Annotated in this window: 16 protein-coding genes; 9 read left to right on the top strand and 7 right to left on the bottom strand. The window is 71.9% G+C overall.

Translation table 11 applies throughout. The features are described from left to right. The first annotated feature begins 251 nt into the window (after positions 1-251). Positions 252-1,763 carry a serine/threonine-protein kinase gene (locus tag ACIRBX_RS16665; RefSeq protein WP_402297326.1) on the top strand — a complete coding sequence of 504 codons (1,512 nt, stop codon included), beginning with the start codon at positions 252-254 and terminating at the stop codon, positions 1,761-1,763. 39 nt (positions 1,764-1,802) lie between these two features. Here ACIRBX_RS16665 and ACIRBX_RS16660 read toward each other — a convergent pair whose 3' ends face one another. Both ACIRBX_RS16660 and ACIRBX_RS16655 read right to left on the bottom strand, forming a co-directional pair. Then, positions 1,803-3,914: an N-6 DNA methylase gene (locus ACIRBX_RS16660; protein ID WP_402297325.1), complete on the bottom strand. Its 2,112-nt coding sequence runs from the start codon at positions 3,912-3,914 to the stop codon at positions 1,803-1,805. A 258-nt stretch (positions 3,915-4,172) separates the two neighbouring features. Then, the gene (locus ACIRBX_RS16655) at positions 4,173-4,466 is read right to left on the bottom strand and encodes a VOC family protein (protein ID WP_402297632.1); all 294 of its coding nucleotides are present in this window, start codon (positions 4,464-4,466) and stop codon (positions 4,173-4,175) included. A gap of 134 nt (positions 4,467-4,600) precedes the next feature. On the opposite strand from ACIRBX_RS16655, the gene ACIRBX_RS16650 reads away from it, so the two are divergent. The 4 genes from ACIRBX_RS16650 (at position 4,601) to ACIRBX_RS16635 (ending at position 5,663) form a co-directional block, all read left to right on the top strand. Further along, complete coding sequence (locus tag ACIRBX_RS16650; protein WP_402297323.1) at positions 4,601-4,873, top strand: transposase; 273 nt, start codon at positions 4,601-4,603, stop codon at positions 4,871-4,873. A 3-nt stretch (positions 4,874-4,876) separates the two neighbouring features. Next, a complete protein-coding gene (locus ACIRBX_RS16645; RefSeq protein ID WP_402297631.1) occupies positions 4,877-5,014 on the top strand; it encodes a hypothetical protein in 138 nt (45 codons plus the stop codon). A 2-nt stretch (positions 5,015-5,016) separates the two neighbouring features. Continuing rightward, entirely contained in the window at positions 5,017-5,157 is a 141-nt protein-coding gene (locus tag ACIRBX_RS16640) for a hypothetical protein (RefSeq protein WP_402297321.1), read from the top strand. A 275-nt stretch (positions 5,158-5,432) separates the two neighbouring features. Further along, entirely contained in the window at positions 5,433-5,663 is a 231-nt protein-coding gene (locus ACIRBX_RS16635; RefSeq protein WP_402297320.1) for a hypothetical protein, read from the top strand. 36 nt (positions 5,664-5,699) lie between these two features. Here ACIRBX_RS16635 and ACIRBX_RS16630 read toward each other — a convergent pair whose 3' ends face one another. Continuing rightward, positions 5,700-6,044, bottom strand: a complete 345-nt coding sequence (locus tag ACIRBX_RS16630) for a VOC family protein (protein WP_402297318.1) — start codon at positions 6,042-6,044, stop codon at positions 5,700-5,702. 43 nt (positions 6,045-6,087) lie between these two features. Between ACIRBX_RS16630 and ACIRBX_RS16625 the strand changes: the two genes are divergently transcribed. Continuing rightward, positions 6,088-6,444 carry a zinc ribbon domain-containing protein YjdM gene (locus tag ACIRBX_RS16625; RefSeq protein ID WP_402297316.1) on the top strand — a complete coding sequence of 119 codons (357 nt, stop codon included), beginning with the start codon at positions 6,088-6,090 and terminating at the stop codon, positions 6,442-6,444. Between the two features lie 58 nt (positions 6,445-6,502). Here ACIRBX_RS16625 and ACIRBX_RS16620 read toward each other — a convergent pair whose 3' ends face one another. Then, positions 6,503-6,904 carry a DUF5997 family protein gene (locus ACIRBX_RS16620; RefSeq protein WP_402297314.1) on the bottom strand — a complete coding sequence of 134 codons (402 nt, stop codon included), beginning with the start codon at positions 6,902-6,904 and terminating at the stop codon, positions 6,503-6,505. A gap of 83 nt (positions 6,905-6,987) precedes the next feature. Here ACIRBX_RS16620 and ACIRBX_RS16615 point away from each other — a divergent pair, with 83 nt between their 5' ends. Beyond that, positions 6,988-7,800: a LysR family substrate-binding domain-containing protein gene (locus ACIRBX_RS16615; protein ID WP_402297312.1), complete on the top strand. Its 813-nt coding sequence runs from the start codon at positions 6,988-6,990 to the stop codon at positions 7,798-7,800. A 406-nt stretch (positions 7,801-8,206) separates the two neighbouring features. On the opposite strand, the gene ACIRBX_RS16610 is transcribed toward ACIRBX_RS16615, so the two are convergent. Further along, a complete protein-coding gene (locus tag ACIRBX_RS16610) occupies positions 8,207-9,307 on the bottom strand; it encodes a DUF1152 domain-containing protein (RefSeq protein WP_402297310.1) in 1,101 nt (366 codons plus the stop codon). A 135-nt stretch (positions 9,308-9,442) separates the two neighbouring features. Between ACIRBX_RS16610 and ACIRBX_RS16605 the strand changes: the two genes are divergently transcribed. Then, the gene (locus ACIRBX_RS16605) at positions 9,443-10,843 is read left to right on the top strand and encodes an STM4012 family radical SAM protein (RefSeq protein ID WP_402297308.1); all 1,401 of its coding nucleotides are present in this window, start codon (positions 9,443-9,445) and stop codon (positions 10,841-10,843) included. On the opposite strand, the gene ACIRBX_RS16600 is transcribed toward ACIRBX_RS16605, so the two are convergent. Beyond that, entirely contained in the window at positions 10,831-11,811 is a 981-nt protein-coding gene (locus ACIRBX_RS16600) for a DMT family transporter (protein WP_402297306.1), read from the bottom strand. The genes ACIRBX_RS16605 and ACIRBX_RS16600 overlap by 13 nt on opposite strands. Before the next feature lie 247 nt (positions 11,812-12,058). Beyond that, positions 12,059-13,351 (bottom strand): M64 family metallopeptidase, encoded by a 1,293-nt coding sequence (locus ACIRBX_RS16595; protein WP_402297304.1) that lies wholly within the window; start codon positions 13,349-13,351, stop codon positions 12,059-12,061. Positions 13,352-13,490: 139 nt separating this feature from the next. Between ACIRBX_RS16595 and ACIRBX_RS16590 the strand changes: the two genes are divergently transcribed. Continuing rightward, entirely contained in the window at positions 13,491-14,837 is a 1,347-nt protein-coding gene (locus ACIRBX_RS16590) for a helix-turn-helix domain-containing protein (RefSeq protein WP_402297302.1), read from the top strand. Positions 14,838-14,979 lie beyond the last annotated feature (142 nt).

The raw sequence follows: 14,979 nt of genomic DNA, 5'->3' as shown, positions 1-14,979 counted from the left end.
TCCCCGCCGTACTGAAGGGGCGCTGCCAGTCAGTCATTGGGCGTACTCCCTGCCGCTCGGCCCATCCCCGGGCACCGCGCAGCCGCATGGCCCCGCCATCGCCCGCTCCACCAGGCCCAGCGTGCCAGAGATTGTGAACTTAGTCCACACACGAGCTGCTGCTAGAATCCTTCACGGCTGGACTCGTTCAGCACGGCATGGTCATGTGGGGGCCCGCCGGTTCTGGAAGCGCTGGCCGAAGGGGACGTTCGATGAGGGCGTGGGAATTCAGGCACGGGGAGCTGGTCGACCGCCGGTACGAACTGCTGGAGCCGATCGGCAAGGGCGGCATGGCCGAGGTCTGGCGCGCCGTCGACCAGCGTGCCGACCGACACGTCGCCGTGAAGTTCCTCCGGTCGACGGAGGACCTGCAGCACCAATTCGACACCCGGGGTCTCCAGGACGAGATCGCGGTCATGGTCAAGCGGTTCGAGCGGGAGACGGCACTGCTCGACAGCTTCAACCACCAGGGCATTCCCAGGTTGAATGGCGCGGGGAAGCACCGGGGCGTTCCTTATCTCGTCATGGAGTACGTCGACGGCATGGCGCTCAACGAGCTCCTCGCACTGCGCCGCCCACTGACCCTCGGCCCCGCAGTCGCGATCGCTGTACAGATCGCCGACGCCCTCGCCTGTGCCCACAGCCTCCCAGTGGTGCACCGCGATCTGAAGCCACAGAACGTGATGATCTCGACGCCCGGAATCGTGAAGCTGCTGGACTTCGGCATCGCCAAAGACCTCAGTCCCGACGCCACCAACTACACGAAGCCCGGGGCGACTCTCGGCAGCCTCGGATATCAGGCGCCTGAGCAGATCCTCGGAGACCCGGTCACGCCCAAGACCGATGTCTACGCGCTCGGGTGCGTCTGCTACGAGATGCTCACCGGGCGGACGCCCTTCGTCGAGGGCGAAGGCCACGGCGGGCTACAGGGGCAACACCTGAAAGCGCTTCCGGTGCCCCTGGCGGTCTTCGCTCCTCAGGTACCAACTGACCTCGATGACCTCATCCTGCGCATGCTGGCCAAGGATCCTGACCAGCGGCCGGAGATGGAGGAGATCTCCGCGACACTCCGCCGGTACCTGCCGCTCCCTGGAACGCCGGCGCCTCTGCCCCGACTGGATCCCGATCCGACCCTGCCCTTCCGAGAGCCAAACCGGAAGGAGGAGGAGGGGAGCACCGCCCACGAGGAGCCCGCATCGATCGATCATGAGCCCTCCGCCGGTTGGCTGACCGTGCGGGGAGTGGAGAGCGACTGCGATGCCGCAGCACAGGAACTGGCCACCGGCACACCCGGCCCAGCAGTCGCCCGTCTGTCCGGGCTCCTCATGGATGCTCGACGGGAGTGGGGGCCGGCCAGACCGCTGGTCCGCAAGGCCGGAAGGCTTGCCGCCGACGGGATGCGCATTCTCGGTGACCACGGCCGGGCCGCCCGGCTCTACGAGCAGCTATCCGACGACCTGGCGCGCAGCCGCGGTCCAGAGGACCGGGTAATCAGACTGATTTGGCAGCTGAGGGCAGCCGAGTGTCGACTGCCCTTCGGCGACTGCGCACTCGCCCTCGAAGCACTGCACGCGGCAGCGACGGCGGCAGCGAACGCCCTCTCCAATACGGCAGCTGATGAAGTCCGCGCCGTATGTCGGGAGTTGGAGACTCGTCTGAACGAGTTGGGGTATGGACCCGACGTCCAGCAGTTGCTCGAACGGTTGGAACGGGAGCTGGGCTGACACGACTGTGGGTCCCTCCCTGTAGAGGACGGAAGGGACTCACAGAGCCCTCGTCACTCGCCCGGATCTGCGCACCGGTCCGGCGGAGGGAAGCTGTCCCGCTGACAGGCCGTCACTGAGCTCCTGCACCAGCACGCGGGCCAGGTCACTCAGTTCCGCAGTCTCCCGCTCGAAACGTGCGACCCGTCGGAAGACCTCGCCGTAACGACGCTGTTCCTCGATGGGAAGTTGTAGTACTTGAAGTTTGCGGACATCCACTCGAGCCGAACTCGACGTGTGGGTACCGGCCTGACGGCAGTTCGCGGGAGCCCGGAGGCAGCCGGCTAGGAACCACGGGTCCAGCCGTTCCGGGTCCGCCCGGAGTGAGTAGAGCTGCGACCCGAGCACCGTCGCGGCCCCGGCCTCAACCCATGCGGAGAATGCGCGAGTCACGCCCACCACCACTACATCGTCCTTCGACGAGACCACCAGGCCCGCGCCCGCCACCTCACGTGCTGGAAGCCATCCACTCGGATCACCATTCATCAACAGATCCGACACACTCAGCACAGGTACCCCACCCTCGCCGACCTCCCCGGTCCGCACGGAGCCCTCCGGCGGTAGCTGCCCGGTACTGAGAACGAGCGCACCAGCCCGAACCAGCTCCCCGACGGTCGTCGTGCCCGAAGACGAACCGGCGTGCACATCCAGCTCGATCGTGGACAGCAGCCCGCCCGACACCTTTACGTCCCGCAGTACCTCCGAGAACCGCCCCCAGGAGTCCTTCAGCCCACTGAGACCTCTGGTCGCCGCCGGCACATGCCGCGCCGGGGTCAGGTCGATCTCTTCGTCAAGCAGCTCGATCACAGGCACGATGGCACTACGGGCAGCTGAGCGTCCATCGACTCCTTTCCCTTGGACCGTCGTTCCGTCCATGCCCATCGCGGCCAGCACAGCACGATGGAGCACAGCCCAGTCGATGCCCTGCCCGACCTTCGCCACGGCCGCACCGACGCCCCCCGCATCGACCAGCTGGAGCGAACGGCCCGCATCCAGAGTGTGGGCGACACCGCTGGCCCGCAGCACCCACAGGTGCAGGGACACACTGTGCGGCGGCGCGCAGCCAGGAGGCAGGGCAATGACCGACCGCAGGACTCCGGCCCGAAGTAGAGCTCCCCGTATCCGCCGCCCCGCCCGCCGGGATGCCACGGCGGGAGGAAGCACCAGCACCGCCACACCCCCTGGGGTCAGCTTGGACAACGCGTGCTGAATCCAAGCGAGTTCAGGCTCAGTACGGGGTGGCAGGCCATATGTCCAGCGGGGATCGGTGGCAAGTTCCTCATAACCCCAGTCACGCTCATTGAAAGGGGGGTTGCACAGGACGATGTCAGCTTGGAGACCCGCGTGAGGGTCCGCGCGAAGCGAATCCCCGGCACGGACATCCACGACCCGCTCCACCGACTCGCCGCGCTCCGCACTGCCCGAACGAACGAAGGAGAGCCGAGCTGTGGCCAGCGCAGCCAGCACCGGCTCCTGATCGACACCCGCCAAGATCACCGGTGTCGCACCCACATCGTCAAGGGAACCGGCCTCTGCCGCAGCCTGGAGCAGGCCACCCGTTCCACACGCTGGATCAAGAATGATGCGCGATCCGCCGGCATCTCGGCCGATCACCTGATTCGCTATGGCGGCCATGAGCTCCGCCATCGGGGCCGGGGTGGCACTGATCTGCCGGACGTTCGCGTCCAGCCAGCGCCCCAGCAGGAAGTCGAAAGTCTCCTGTGCGCCTTCCTCCTCCGCCAGGGCATCTGCCTGCCTGACCAACTCTCTAGCAGGCAGCGAAAGTTCGGCCGTCGGCGCCGTCACCACAGTTACGTCCCGAGGCTGCCTCAGGGCGCTCAACGCAATGGCGAGGCCGGATTCGACGCGGTCTCCTAGGACGTCGAACTGCGGCCACAACCGCTCTCGGCCGCCCACCTCCCGCAACTTGCCCTGCCCCCGAAGCCAGGACTCCACCTCAGCCAACGAGAATTGAGGACTTGCATCCGATCCACCGATTCGAGTCGGAAAGGTGTCGTGCCGTCGGCGCCAGTTGCTGACGGCCGCCCGCCCGACACCAGCGATCCTGGCAATCTCCGCCAGCGTGACGGGAACTGCACTGGGCTGGGTCATTCTGTTCTCCGGTCGATGGCGCGAGGAGTCGTACCTGCTGGCTACCTCCTGCCCACGACTGCATGGCGATCCGCAGTCGAGATGCACCCTCAGACTACCCCAACCATTGACTAAGTTCACATGTCAACATGTGGAGGCGGTGCACCAATCGGGCCGCAGTTCCCAGCCCCAGGAAGGCGACTTCCTGAGGTGCCCAAGCAGGCCGACATCCGTGCCCACCTCCTGAACGACGGCCCCGCGAGCTCAGGTCCCTCTGCGCTACCGGGCCAGTGGGATCAGGCCAGTCACGAAGCAGAATTCGTTGCCCTCGGGGTCGGCCATGGTGCGGAAAAAGCCCTGGCCGTCGGTGACCGTCGAGCGGGTGGCGCCGAGCGAGGTGGCCGGGGCGACGGCGGCGGGAAGGTCGTCGACAGCCATGTCGAGGTGCAGCCAACTCTTGGCCCGACGGGGTTCGGGGGCCGATTGGAAGGCGAGCCGGCCGCCGGCCGGGAGGTTGAGGTGGGACCAGCCCCGGCCCCGTCGACAGGGATGGCGCCGGGCAGGGCAGCCCAGAAGCGGACGAGGCTTTGCGGGTCGTAGCGGTCGAGGACGATCTGGTGCAGGTGTGCGCGCACGGGGAGCCGAGTCAGTAGCTCGTCAGATTGTTTGATCTTGCACTGCACGTCGGGCATCCTGGCTGGCGTGGGATGGGAGAGATTGAGCAACTCCGCAGCGAATTGGCCGCGTTCGTGGCCGAGGTGTTCGCTTCGGTGTCGCGGAAAGACACACGAGAGTGGGGCGACTGCTACCTGCGCGGGTTGATGCTGAACGGTCGCAGAAAGTCGGTCCAGCCAATGGCGGAGTGGCTGCCGGACGGCGTCGCCCGGCAGTGGCGCGAGGCTCCGTACAAGCAGTCGAACTGCCAGGTGGGGGTGAGCCTGCATGCGGCCTCGGACACCGCGTCCGTTCCGATCACCTGACGCCTGTTCATACCCGGCAAGTGGCCGGAGGGCACCGAGCGCCGGGCGCGGACCGGTATGCCCGAGGAGGCCGGCACCGCGAGAACGTGGCGCCTGACCCTGGACCTGATCGACGAAACGATCGCTTGGGCCTGGAGCTGAAGATGATCGTCGCCAACGCCGGCTCTGGCCGGGCCATCGCGTTCCGCCACAGCCCGGCCGAACGCAGGCTGGACTTCGTCGTAACGGTCCGCTCGGATGAGTCCGCGCAGCCGTACCATGCGGCACCCACCGCGCCGCGGTGATAGCGGGAACGGCCGTAACCCCGCGTCCCGCTACCGAATCAAGGTCACCTCGCTGCGGCCCCTTGCCGCCGGCGGCGGACGCAAGACGTTCCACCAATCCACCTGGCGTCATGACTCCAAGGGGGCAGGCCGGCAGAACGAGCGCCTGGGGGCGGGGCTCTGCCCGAGACCACGTTGCTCGGCAAGTGGCCCACAGGTGAGAAGGCGACCGAGTAGCGGCTCACGTGACCGACGGGAATTGGAAGCCGTGGTGCTTCCGGGTCAGAATGACCCGCATGAACGAGAACACTCCCGCCACTCGCACCGCGCCCACCTCCGCCATCGAGCGCCGCGAGCAACTCCTGCAGGCGATGCGGCAGGAGGGCGGGACCTGGGACTGGGTGCGCGCCCGGGCCAGCTACGTGGTCGTGCCCGACCCGCGCACCGTCCGCCGGGACCTGGAGCAGCTGCGCAAGGCGAACTCGGTCTACCGCGACCGGGAGACCGGCCTCTACCAGGTCAACTGACCCGTCGGAGCCGGCCCCGGGGCGGGCACCCCGCGGTCAGGTGGTGACGAAGCAGAACTCGTTGCCCTCGGGGTCGGCCATGGTGCGGAACGAGCCCTGGTCGTCGGTGACCGTCTCCCCGGTGGGGACGGCGCCGAGGGAGGTGGCCAGGGCGACGGCGGCCGGGAGGTCGTCGACGGCCACGTCGAGGTGCAGCCGGTTCTTGCCCGGGCGGGGTTCGGGGACCGGTTGGAAGGAGATCCGGCCGCCGGTCGGGAGGTCGAGGTGCGACCAGCCGCGGGCCCGGTCGACGGGGGTGGTGCCGAGCAGGGTCGCCCAGAAGCGGACGAGGCTCTGCGGGTCGTGGCAGTCCACGACGATCTGGTGCAGGTGTGCGCGCATGGGGCGAGCCTAGGGGTGACCGGGGCCCGGCCAGGGTGACCGGATGAGCGAGAACCTGCCGTCCTGTCCGAAGTGCTCGGGCGAGTACACCTACGCGATGGACGCCCTGATGGTGTGTCCGGAGTGCGGCCACGAGTGGGAGCCCGGCCCGGTGGAGACCGGGGTGGCCGGGGACGGGGCCCGGGTGGTGAAGGACGCGGTCGGGAACGTGCTGGGCGACGGGGACACCGTGGCGGTGGTGAAGGCGCTCAAGGTGAAGGGCAGCCCGTCCGGGATCAAGGCCGGGACCAAGGTGCGGAACATCCGGCTGGTCGACGGGGTCGACGGGCACGACATCGACTGCAAGGTGGACGGCTTCGGGGCGATGCAGCTCAAGTCGAGCGTGGTGAAGAAGGTCTGACGCGGCGACGGGCCCGGAGCCGGGTGGCTCCGGGCCCGCCGTTGCCGCGGGGCGAGGGTCAGTCGCTCTTCTTGGCGGCCTTCTCCTCGTTCTTCTCCTTGATGCGCTTGGTCTCCTTGCGGACGTCGACCAGGGAGGCGCGCTCGTGCTGGAGCCAGAGCGGGTTCTCGGCCTTGATGGCCTCGATCTGCTCGGTGGTGAGGGCGTCGGTGACACCGCCGCGGGCCAGGCCCGCGATGGAGACGGTGAGCTTGGCGGCGACCACCGGGCGGGGGTGCGGCCCGTTCTGGCGCAGCTCGGTGAGCCAGGCGGGCGGGTCGGTCTGGAGCGCGTTCAGCTCGTCGCGGGTGACGACGCCCTCCTGGAACTCGGCAGGGGTGGCCGGAAGGTACACACCGAGCTTCTTGGCCGCGGTGGCCGGCTTCATCTGCTGGGAGGTCTTGGAATTGAGCGAAGTCATGGGGACAAGGGTAAGGGAACCGGACGCACGCCCCGCTCACGGCGGTGGTCGGTGGGCGGCGGAGGGGTCGGTAGCCTGGCGGGGTGACTGACTCGCAGGTGGTTCCCTCCCCTTCTCCCTCCTTCCGGCTGGCGTACGTGCCGGGCGTGACTCCGACCAAGTGGGTGCGGGTCTGGGGTGAGCGGCTGCCGCTGGTGCCGCTCTCGCTGGTGCCGGTGGAGGCGCCGGAGGGATCGGCGGTCCTGCGGGACGGGCTGGCGGACGCCGGGCTGGTGCGGCTGCCGGTGGACCGGTCCGTGCTGAGCGCGATCCCGCTGTACACCGAGACCACGGTGGTGGTGGTCCCGAAGGACCACGTGCTGACGGCGGTCGACGAGGTGGAGCTCACGGAGCTGGCCGACGAGATCGTGCTGCACCCGCTGGACGACACCCTGGGCTGGACCGAGCTGCCCGGTCGGCCCGCCTTCGAGCGGCCGGCCACCACGGCGGACGCGATCGAGCTGGTGGCGGCTGGGATCGGAGTGCTGCTGGTGCCGCAGTCGCTGGCGCGGCTGCACCACCGGAAGGACCTGACGTACCGTCCGGTGCTGGAGGCTCCGCAGTCGCAGCTCGCCCTGGCCTGGCCGGAGGCGCTGACCACCGAGCTGGTGGAGGAGTTCATCGGGATCGTCCGGGGGCGGACGGTGAACAGTTCGCGCGGCATGGCGGCGCAGTCGAAGGAGCAGCAGGACAAGAAGAAGGAGCAGCAGGCGCGGAAGAAGCCCGGTGGGGCGCGTCCGCAGCAGGGCGGCAAGCCCGCGGCCAAGGCCGGCGGCCGGGGCGGCACCCAGGCCGGCCGGGGCGGGGCGAAGAAGGCGGCCCCGGCCAAGCGGGCGAAGCCGAAGCGCCGTTCCTGACGGTGAGGGGAGTCGCCCGGCCGGCCTGGGCCGCCCGGTGCGGCGGGTACGGCGAGTGCGGCGGGGATGCCGGGCACCGGGAGCCCGGCTCCCGAGTCAGGCCGGGCGGTGGCCGCCGGGGCACCCGTCGCGCCGCCTCCCCGTCGGCCGCCGGCGCTCCGCACGGACCCTCTCCCGGCTCACCGGCGCCGAGCCACCCGTCCCGACGAAGCCCGCCGGCCGGACGTGCCCCGACGTGATCCGCGAGCCAGACCCTCGCGACTGTCTGCTCGGCGGAGTCGGCTGTGACACCGAGCACCTGCGCCGCGTGGACGGGCGTCGTCGAAGGGCCCCTCCTCACCCGTCGACGGGCGAGGAGGGCGCGTGCTCCGGCGGCGACCGCCCGGCCCCATCGAGGAGACGACCCCTAACGGCCCGGTCGGGCCAGGGGTCGCAGACGCCACAGCGGTGCGGCAGCCCGGCCCGGGTGGTCGGTGGCGAGCCAGTCGCGTAGGGCGCGGACGGCGGACGGGGCGAGGTCCAGCTCCTCGGTGATCCGGCGGGTGGTGACGTACTCCACGCCGAGGGCGGCGGTGCCGGCCTCCCAGATGGCGAAGGCGGCCGGGTCGAAGGGGAGGGCGGGCGGGACGGCGCCCTCGCCCCGGGCGGCGCGAGCCCGTTCGCGGGCGATCTCGGAGAAGCCGCAGGTGCTCAGGCTGGCCTCCTCGGCCCGCTCCAGGCTGGTGGAGCCGAGCAGGGCGCGGGCCAGCGGGTTGAGCGCCATGGCACGCGCCAGGGTGAGCCGGTGCACATCAGCGCTCTCGGGGGTGAGGGTCAGCGGTTGCGGCGCGTCCCGGGTGCCGCAGACGCCGCGCACGCCCCGGGCGGCGGCGACCAGCAGGGCACCGGCCTCGGAGGGGTGCCAGGCGAAGACCCGGTCCACGGTGGTGGTGTGAGCGGCCGTCAGCCGGAGGGCGGGCGGGCCCAGCCGGGGCAGCAGGGTCGGCAGTGGTACTTCGTTGTCCAGGCCGGGGCCGGCCACGTACACGCTGGTGGGCAGGCCGCTCTCGGCGCAGGCGGCGAGGGCGAGGGCGTCGCCGATCGGGCTGCGCAGGGTGGGTTCGGTGCCGTCGGCCAGGACGTCGCCGCCGACGTCGACCAGGTCGATCCGGTCGGCTCCGCAGTACCGCGCCGCGTCGTGGAGCTGCCGGGCCAGTCCGATCGCCCCGTCGTACGGGTCCAACAGTCCGAGGGCGGGGCGGAGTTGGGCGGACAGGCGGGGCAGCAGCGAGCCGGCCGGGGGGCGGGGCGCGGTGGCCGCGGTGACCAGCCGGAGGGTGCCGGGCCCCGGGGTGAGGCCGGTGAAGTCGGCGGCTCGGCGCGGGCCGGGGAGCGGGTCGACCACCAGCCGCTCCCAGGCGTAGCTGAGGACCAGGGCCGGGGCGTCCGGACCGTGCAGGGCGGCGTGCACCAGGGCGGTGGCGATGGCGTCGCCGCCACCGCCGGCGGCGATCAGGAGTCGGGTCATGGGTACGAGGGGTATCCCGGCGCGGGCGGGGCGGACAAGGTTGCGAAAGCACCGAGCGGGGCGCGCCCGCAGCGGGTGGATTCTGAAGGATCGCCCGATCATCAGACCTGACGGTCCGTCAATACCGTGGCGGACATGACGAATGCCAGGACCCCACTGCCGCTCGTGCCGCCCTCCGCGGAGCAGCCGCCCGCACCCGACTCGCCGTACCAGCAGTACGTCTACGCCTACCCGCACCAGAAGTCCTACCGCCCGGCCGCGGACCGGCCGTTGCTGAGCGAGCTGTGGGCGGGTGAACGGCTGGACGCGCTCTCGCTCTACGTCCACGTGCCGTTCTGCGAGATGCGCTGCGGCTTCTGCAACCTCTTCACCCGTACCGGGGCGCCGGAGGAGGTGACCTCCGCCTTCCTCGGCACCCTGGAACGTCAGGCCCGGGTGACCCGGGAGGCGTTGGAGGCGAAGGGCGAGGAGGTGAGGTTCGCGCTGGCGGCCTTCGGGGGCGGGACGCCGACGTACCTGACGGCGGGTGAGCTGAGCCGGCTGGCGGACGTCTGCGAGCAGGTGATGGGGGCGGACCTGCGGGCGGTGCCGTGGTCGGTGGAGACCTCGCCGGCCACCGCGACGGCGGACCGGCTGGCCGTGCTGCGGGAGCGGGGTGCGACCAGGCTGAGCATCGGGGTGCAGAGCTTCCTGGACGAGGAGGCGCGGGCGGCGGTGCGTCCGCAGAAGCGCGCCGAGGTGGACGCCGCGCTGGAGCGGTTGAAGGCGGCGGAGTTCCCGATCCTGAACATCGACCTGATCTACGGCATCGAGGGGCAGACCGAGGAGTCGTTCCGGCTCTCGCTGGACGCGGCGCTCGGATGGGAGCCGGAGGAGATCTACCTCTACCCGCTCTACGTCAGGCCGTTGACCGGCCTGATGGCCCGGCACGACCGGGACGGCCGGCGCTGGGACGAGCAGCGGCTGCGGCTCTACCGCTACGGGCGGGACCACCTGCTCGCGGCCGGGTACCGGCAGACCTCGATGCGGGTCTTCCAGCGGATCGGCACCGCAGCGGTGGAGGGGGCCGGAGAGGCCGGGATCGCCGAGTACAACCAGCAGGCCGGGATGGTCGGACTCGGCGTCGGGGCACGGTCGTTCACCACCGGGCTGCACTACACGACGGACTACGCGGTGGCGGTGCCGGAGGTGCGGCGGATCATCGACGAGTACATCGCCACCCCGACCGAGGAGTTCCGCCGGGCGCAGTGGGCGTTCCGGATGGACGGGGACGAGCGGCGGCGAATGTACGTGCTGCAACGCCTGCTGGACGCGGACGGGCTGCCGCTGGCCGGCTACCGCGGGTCGTTCGGGACCGCGGTGGCGGGGGACTTCCCGGCCGAGCTGGCGCTGCTGGCCGAGCGGGGGTGGGTGTGGGAGGTGGACGGGGAGGCACTGCGCCTCACCGCGGAGGGGATGGCGCACGCCGACGCGGTGGGTCCGCTGTTCTTCTCGGACCGGGTGCAGGCCGCGATGGCGGCCTATCAGGACCGTTGAGAGGGGCGGGCGTTCCGGTCGGGCAGGCCGTTCCGGTCGGGCAGGCCGTTCCGGCCGGAGCCCGTGCGCCGGCCGGAGCGGACCTTCCGGTCGGGTAGGGCCGCCAGGACCAGGCCGCCGAGCAGGAGTGCCAGGCCGAGGGCGGCCGGCGGGCCCGGGCGCTCGCCGAGCAGCAGCCCGAGCAGGGCGGCCACCAGTGGTTCGGCCAGGCTGAGGGTCGCGGTGGTGGCGGCGCCGAGCCGGCCGACGCCCCGGGTGAAGAGCAGGTAGCCGAGCGCCGTGGTGCCGAACGCGAGCCAGCAGATCAGGGCAGCGGTGCGCGGCGCGGCCAGGCCCTCGGGGGCGACCAGGAGGGCGGGCAGCACCAGGAGGCCCGCACCGAGCACGCTCACCGGGGCGGCGGCGGCGGGGTCGCCGCCGTGCCGGGTGAGCGGGCCGGTGGCCGCGATGTAGACGGCGAAGCTGGTGCCGGCCGCGACGGCGAGCAGGATGCCGAGGAGGTCGGCGCCGCGCCCGTCGGCCGGCACCAGGAGCAGGGCGAGGCCGGTGACGGCGAGGACGGTGGCGCGCCACCAACGGGGGCCCGGCCGTTCGGCGTTGAGGACACGGGAGCAGAGACCGGCGGCGATCGGGGTGGTGCCGAAGGCGGCGGCAGTGGCCAGGGCGGCGCCGGTGCGGCTGACCGCTTCCAGGAAGCAGAGCTGGAAGGCGGCGGTCACCAGCACGCTGAGCAGCAGCCAGCGGCGGACCCGGGGGCGGATGAGCGTGCGCAGGCCCTGCGGGCGGGCGGTGCAGAGCGCCAGCACCAGGCCGCCGAGCAGCATCCGGCCGGCCCCGATCGCCGCCGGGGCGGCGGCCGAGGCAGCCAGCACCTGGGCCGGCCCGACCGTTCCCCAGAGCACGGCGGCGCCGAGGACGGCGGGCACCCCGCTCCCCCGTCGCTGCGGTGCTACCTCGTGGATGGTCACGTGGAGCGACGCTAACGGTCCCTCAGGGAGCCCCGGAATCGGGTGAGTTGACCAGAGTACGGAGGGAGGGCGGGGTACGGGCCGTACGTTCCCACACCCGACGGGACGACCGGCGACCGGACAGAGGTCGGACAGAAGTCGGACCGGGCAGCCGGGCCGGCGCCGCATCGTGGTGGGGGGCACGACGCGGCACCGGCCCGGTGCGGGATGCGGCCGGGCGCCCAACCGCCCGGCCGCCGGCGGGTGGCTAGCGGGTGACCTGCCAGCTGAGGCTGTCGGTCAGCAGCAGCTTGAGGTCGGGGTCGACGACCGACGGGGTGGGGTCGGTGGCGCGGGCGGTGAGGGTGCGGGTCCGGCCCTTGCCGAGGTGGAGGTCGGCGGTCCGGACGGTGGTGCGGTCGCGCAGACCGGTGAGCTCCTTGCCGTCCAGGTACCAGCGCACCTTCGTTCCGGCGCCGGGGAGTTCGACGGTGACCACGGCCTGGGAGTCCAGCGGGGCGGTGGTGGGGGTGGCGCTGGCCAGGGTGGTGGCGTAGCGGTGGAATCCGGCGATCATCGCCTCCCGGCCGGGGAGGTTGAACTCACGGCCGAGCGACCGCATGATCGAGTTGTCGGTGGGCCGGTAGAGCCCGGTCGGGTAGTAGCCACCGCCCTGGAAGGCGCCGACCTTGCCGCCGTCGGGCGAGGTCTGGCCGAGCCAGCGGTACCACTTGGTGCGGGTGCGCTTCATCTCGTTGAGGGTCTGCTTGCTGATGTTGCTCTCGGCCGGCTCCTTGCCGGTGTACCCGCCCTGCCCCTCGTACCAGTACTCGTCGGCGAGCTTGCCGAGCGAGTGGCCGGTCTCGTGCACGGCTATCTGGCCGGAGAGCGCGTTGCCGCCCGCGACGGTGGCGATGCCCGAGTAGCCGAGCTCGGAGGAGACGTCGTTGTAGCCGGCGCCGCCGTACTTGGCGCTGTTGGCGACCACGATGACCAGGTCGGCGGCGGGGGCCTTGGCGGCGTAGCGCTCGACGGCGTCGGTGTCGACGCAGAGCAGGCGCTCGACCTCGCCGCACCAGAAGTAGGAGCCGAGCGCGGTCTGCCGGGTGGTGGCGCGGTCCGGGTCGCCGGTGACGCCGGACTCGGCCGAGACGGTGTCCACCGTCCAGACGTTGAACAGCCCGCGGTAGTCGGCGTAGGGCTGGACGGCCGAGATCTCCTGCCACTTGGCCGCCGCGTCGGCGTGGAACTTCGCCTGCTCGGCCGCGGTGTAGCCGTCGCCGATGACGACCACGTCGAGCTTGGTGGCGGTGGAGCCGTTCTGCACGATGGTGGAGACCTCGCCGTCGCCGCGCAGCGGGGCGGCCAGCCGCTGCGGGGCGGCCTTGGTGGTCTTGGCGGGGACCTCGGCCCGGCCGATGGTGCCGTCCTCGGCGAAGGTCTCCACCTGGTGGCGGGCGGCGGGCGCGGGGGTGGGAGCCGCGGCGGCGGGGGCCGCGAGGGCGAGGCCGGCCAGCAGGGCGGTGGCCAGCACGGACGGAACGAGCCTGGACGAGGACACGAACGGGCCTCCGAGGGGGATAAGTTGAGGGTTAATCACACTTAAGTGATGGGTTAATGTAGGGCACCCGTCCGGCCCGCCACAATGGGTCGACCAGAACGGGCAGGACGAGGTGGCCACCACCGGAGGGCGGACGGGCGTGACGGAGCAGGACGAACCGGTCGTGATCGGACAGCGCCTCCAACAGCTGCGCCGCGACCGGGGCCTGACCCAGCGCGCACTGGCCGGCGACGGCTACACGGCGGCCTACGTCTCCACCCTGGAGGCGGGCCGGGTGCGTCCCTCCGAGGCAGCGCTGCGCTACCTCGCCGAGCGGCTCGGGGTGACCCACGACGAGCTGGCCACCGGCCGGCCCGCCCACCTGGCCACCGGACTCCGGCTGGAGCTGACCGAGGCACAGGCCGTCCTGGCCACCGGCGACCACGCCGCCGCGGCCGGACGGTTCGCGGCGGTGCTGGCCCGGGCGCAGGCGCACGGCCTCGCCGAGCTGCTCCCGCCCGCCCATCTGGGGCTCGGCGAATGCGCCCTGGAGAGCGGGGAGTTGGAGCAGGCCCAGGAGCAGTTCGAGACGGCGGAGCGGCTGTTGGCCGACGAACCGCCGCCGCGCCGGGCCGCCGCCGTCCGGGGCCGGGCGGTGGCCCACCTGCTGGCCGGTGAACTCCGCTACGCCTGCTACCTGCTGGAGACCGCGATCGACCAGCTGAACGCGGCCGGCCTGCCCGACCCGGACGCGCTGCTGCTGCTCCACACGGCCGTGATCGGCCCGTACATGGACATGGGCGCGCACGCCCGGGCCGCCCAGGCGGCCGAGCTCGCCCTGGCTCTGGCCCCCGTCGCCACCGATCCGGTCCTGGTCGCCGGGATGCACCGCAGTGTGGCCCGGACCCTGATCGCCGAGGGCCGGGCCGCCGAGGCGGACGCCTCACTCGCCAAGGCGCAGGAGCTCTACCAGCGGCTGCGCCTCGGGTCCGATCTGGCCAAGTGCCACTGGATGCGCGGCTACGTGCTCGCCCAGGACGGCGAACTCGACCGGGCGGAGCGGGAGTTGCGCACCGCTCGGACGATGCTGGCGGCCCAGCGGGCCGAGCTGTTCACCCGGCAGGTGGACGTGGAGCTGGCCGACGTGCTGCGCCGCCGGGGGCGCCGGGCGGAGGCGGCCGAGCTGCTGCACGCCCTGCTGGACCGGCTCGGACCGGGGCGGGGCGCGGTGCACGCGGCGGGCGCGCACCGACTGCTCGGCCTGGTGGCCGAGGAGGAGGGCGCCGCCGAGACCGCCGAGGAGCACTACGTCAGCGCCCTCTCGCTGCTCGAACGGACCGGCGCAGCGGGCGACTTGGCCGACCTCTGCCGGCTGCTCGGCGACCTGCTGCGCCGCACCGGCCGCACCGAGCAGGCACTCGACGTCTACCGCACCGGCCTGGGCCACCGGGCCGCCCCGGGCACCACCACCCTGGGCCCCGGACCGAACCGGCCGCCGCTGCCGTAGCGCCCACCCGCGTCCCGCCGACGCCCGGCATCGGTCCATCCGACCCCCCGGAGCCCGCCGCCCCGACCGGAGGGCGGACCTGCGGCTTCTCCAGGACGGACACCCGCCGGGCCCGGAACCTTCCCTTCCGATACCCATCCGA

It is taken from the genome of Kitasatospora sp. NPDC096147 (assembly GCF_044763225.1).
Lineage (GTDB): Bacteria > Actinomycetota > Actinomycetes > Streptomycetales > Streptomycetaceae > Kitasatospora.
Note: the sequence above shows the minus strand (reverse complement) of the source record. Positions and strands in the feature narration are given on the sequence as shown.

Coding starts and splice junctions, on each gene's coding strand:
- ACIRBX_RS16665 (WP_402297326.1), top strand. CDS start 252: ATGAGGGCGTGGGAATTCAGGCACGGGGAGCTGGTCGACCGCCGGTAC.
- ACIRBX_RS16660 (WP_402297325.1), bottom strand. CDS start 3,914: ATGACCCAGCCCAGTGCAGTTCCCGTCACGCTGGCGGAGATTGCCAGG.
- ACIRBX_RS16650 (WP_402297323.1), top strand. CDS start 4,601: ATGGGAGAGATTGAGCAACTCCGCAGCGAATTGGCCGCGTTCGTGGCC.
- ACIRBX_RS16640 (WP_402297321.1), top strand. CDS start 5,017: ATGATCGTCGCCAACGCCGGCTCTGGCCGGGCCATCGCGTTCCGCCAC.
- ACIRBX_RS16635 (WP_402297320.1), top strand. CDS start 5,433: ATGAACGAGAACACTCCCGCCACTCGCACCGCGCCCACCTCCGCCATC.
- ACIRBX_RS16630 (WP_402297318.1), bottom strand. CDS start 6,044: ATGCGCGCACACCTGCACCAGATCGTCGTGGACTGCCACGACCCGCAG.
- ACIRBX_RS16625 (WP_402297316.1), top strand. CDS start 6,088: ATGAGCGAGAACCTGCCGTCCTGTCCGAAGTGCTCGGGCGAGTACACC.
- ACIRBX_RS16620 (WP_402297314.1), bottom strand. CDS start 6,904: ATGACTTCGCTCAATTCCAAGACCTCCCAGCAGATGAAGCCGGCCACC.
- ACIRBX_RS16610 (WP_402297310.1), bottom strand. CDS start 9,307: ATGACCCGACTCCTGATCGCCGCCGGCGGTGGCGGCGACGCCATCGCC.
- ACIRBX_RS16605 (WP_402297308.1), top strand. CDS start 9,443: ATGACGAATGCCAGGACCCCACTGCCGCTCGTGCCGCCCTCCGCGGAG.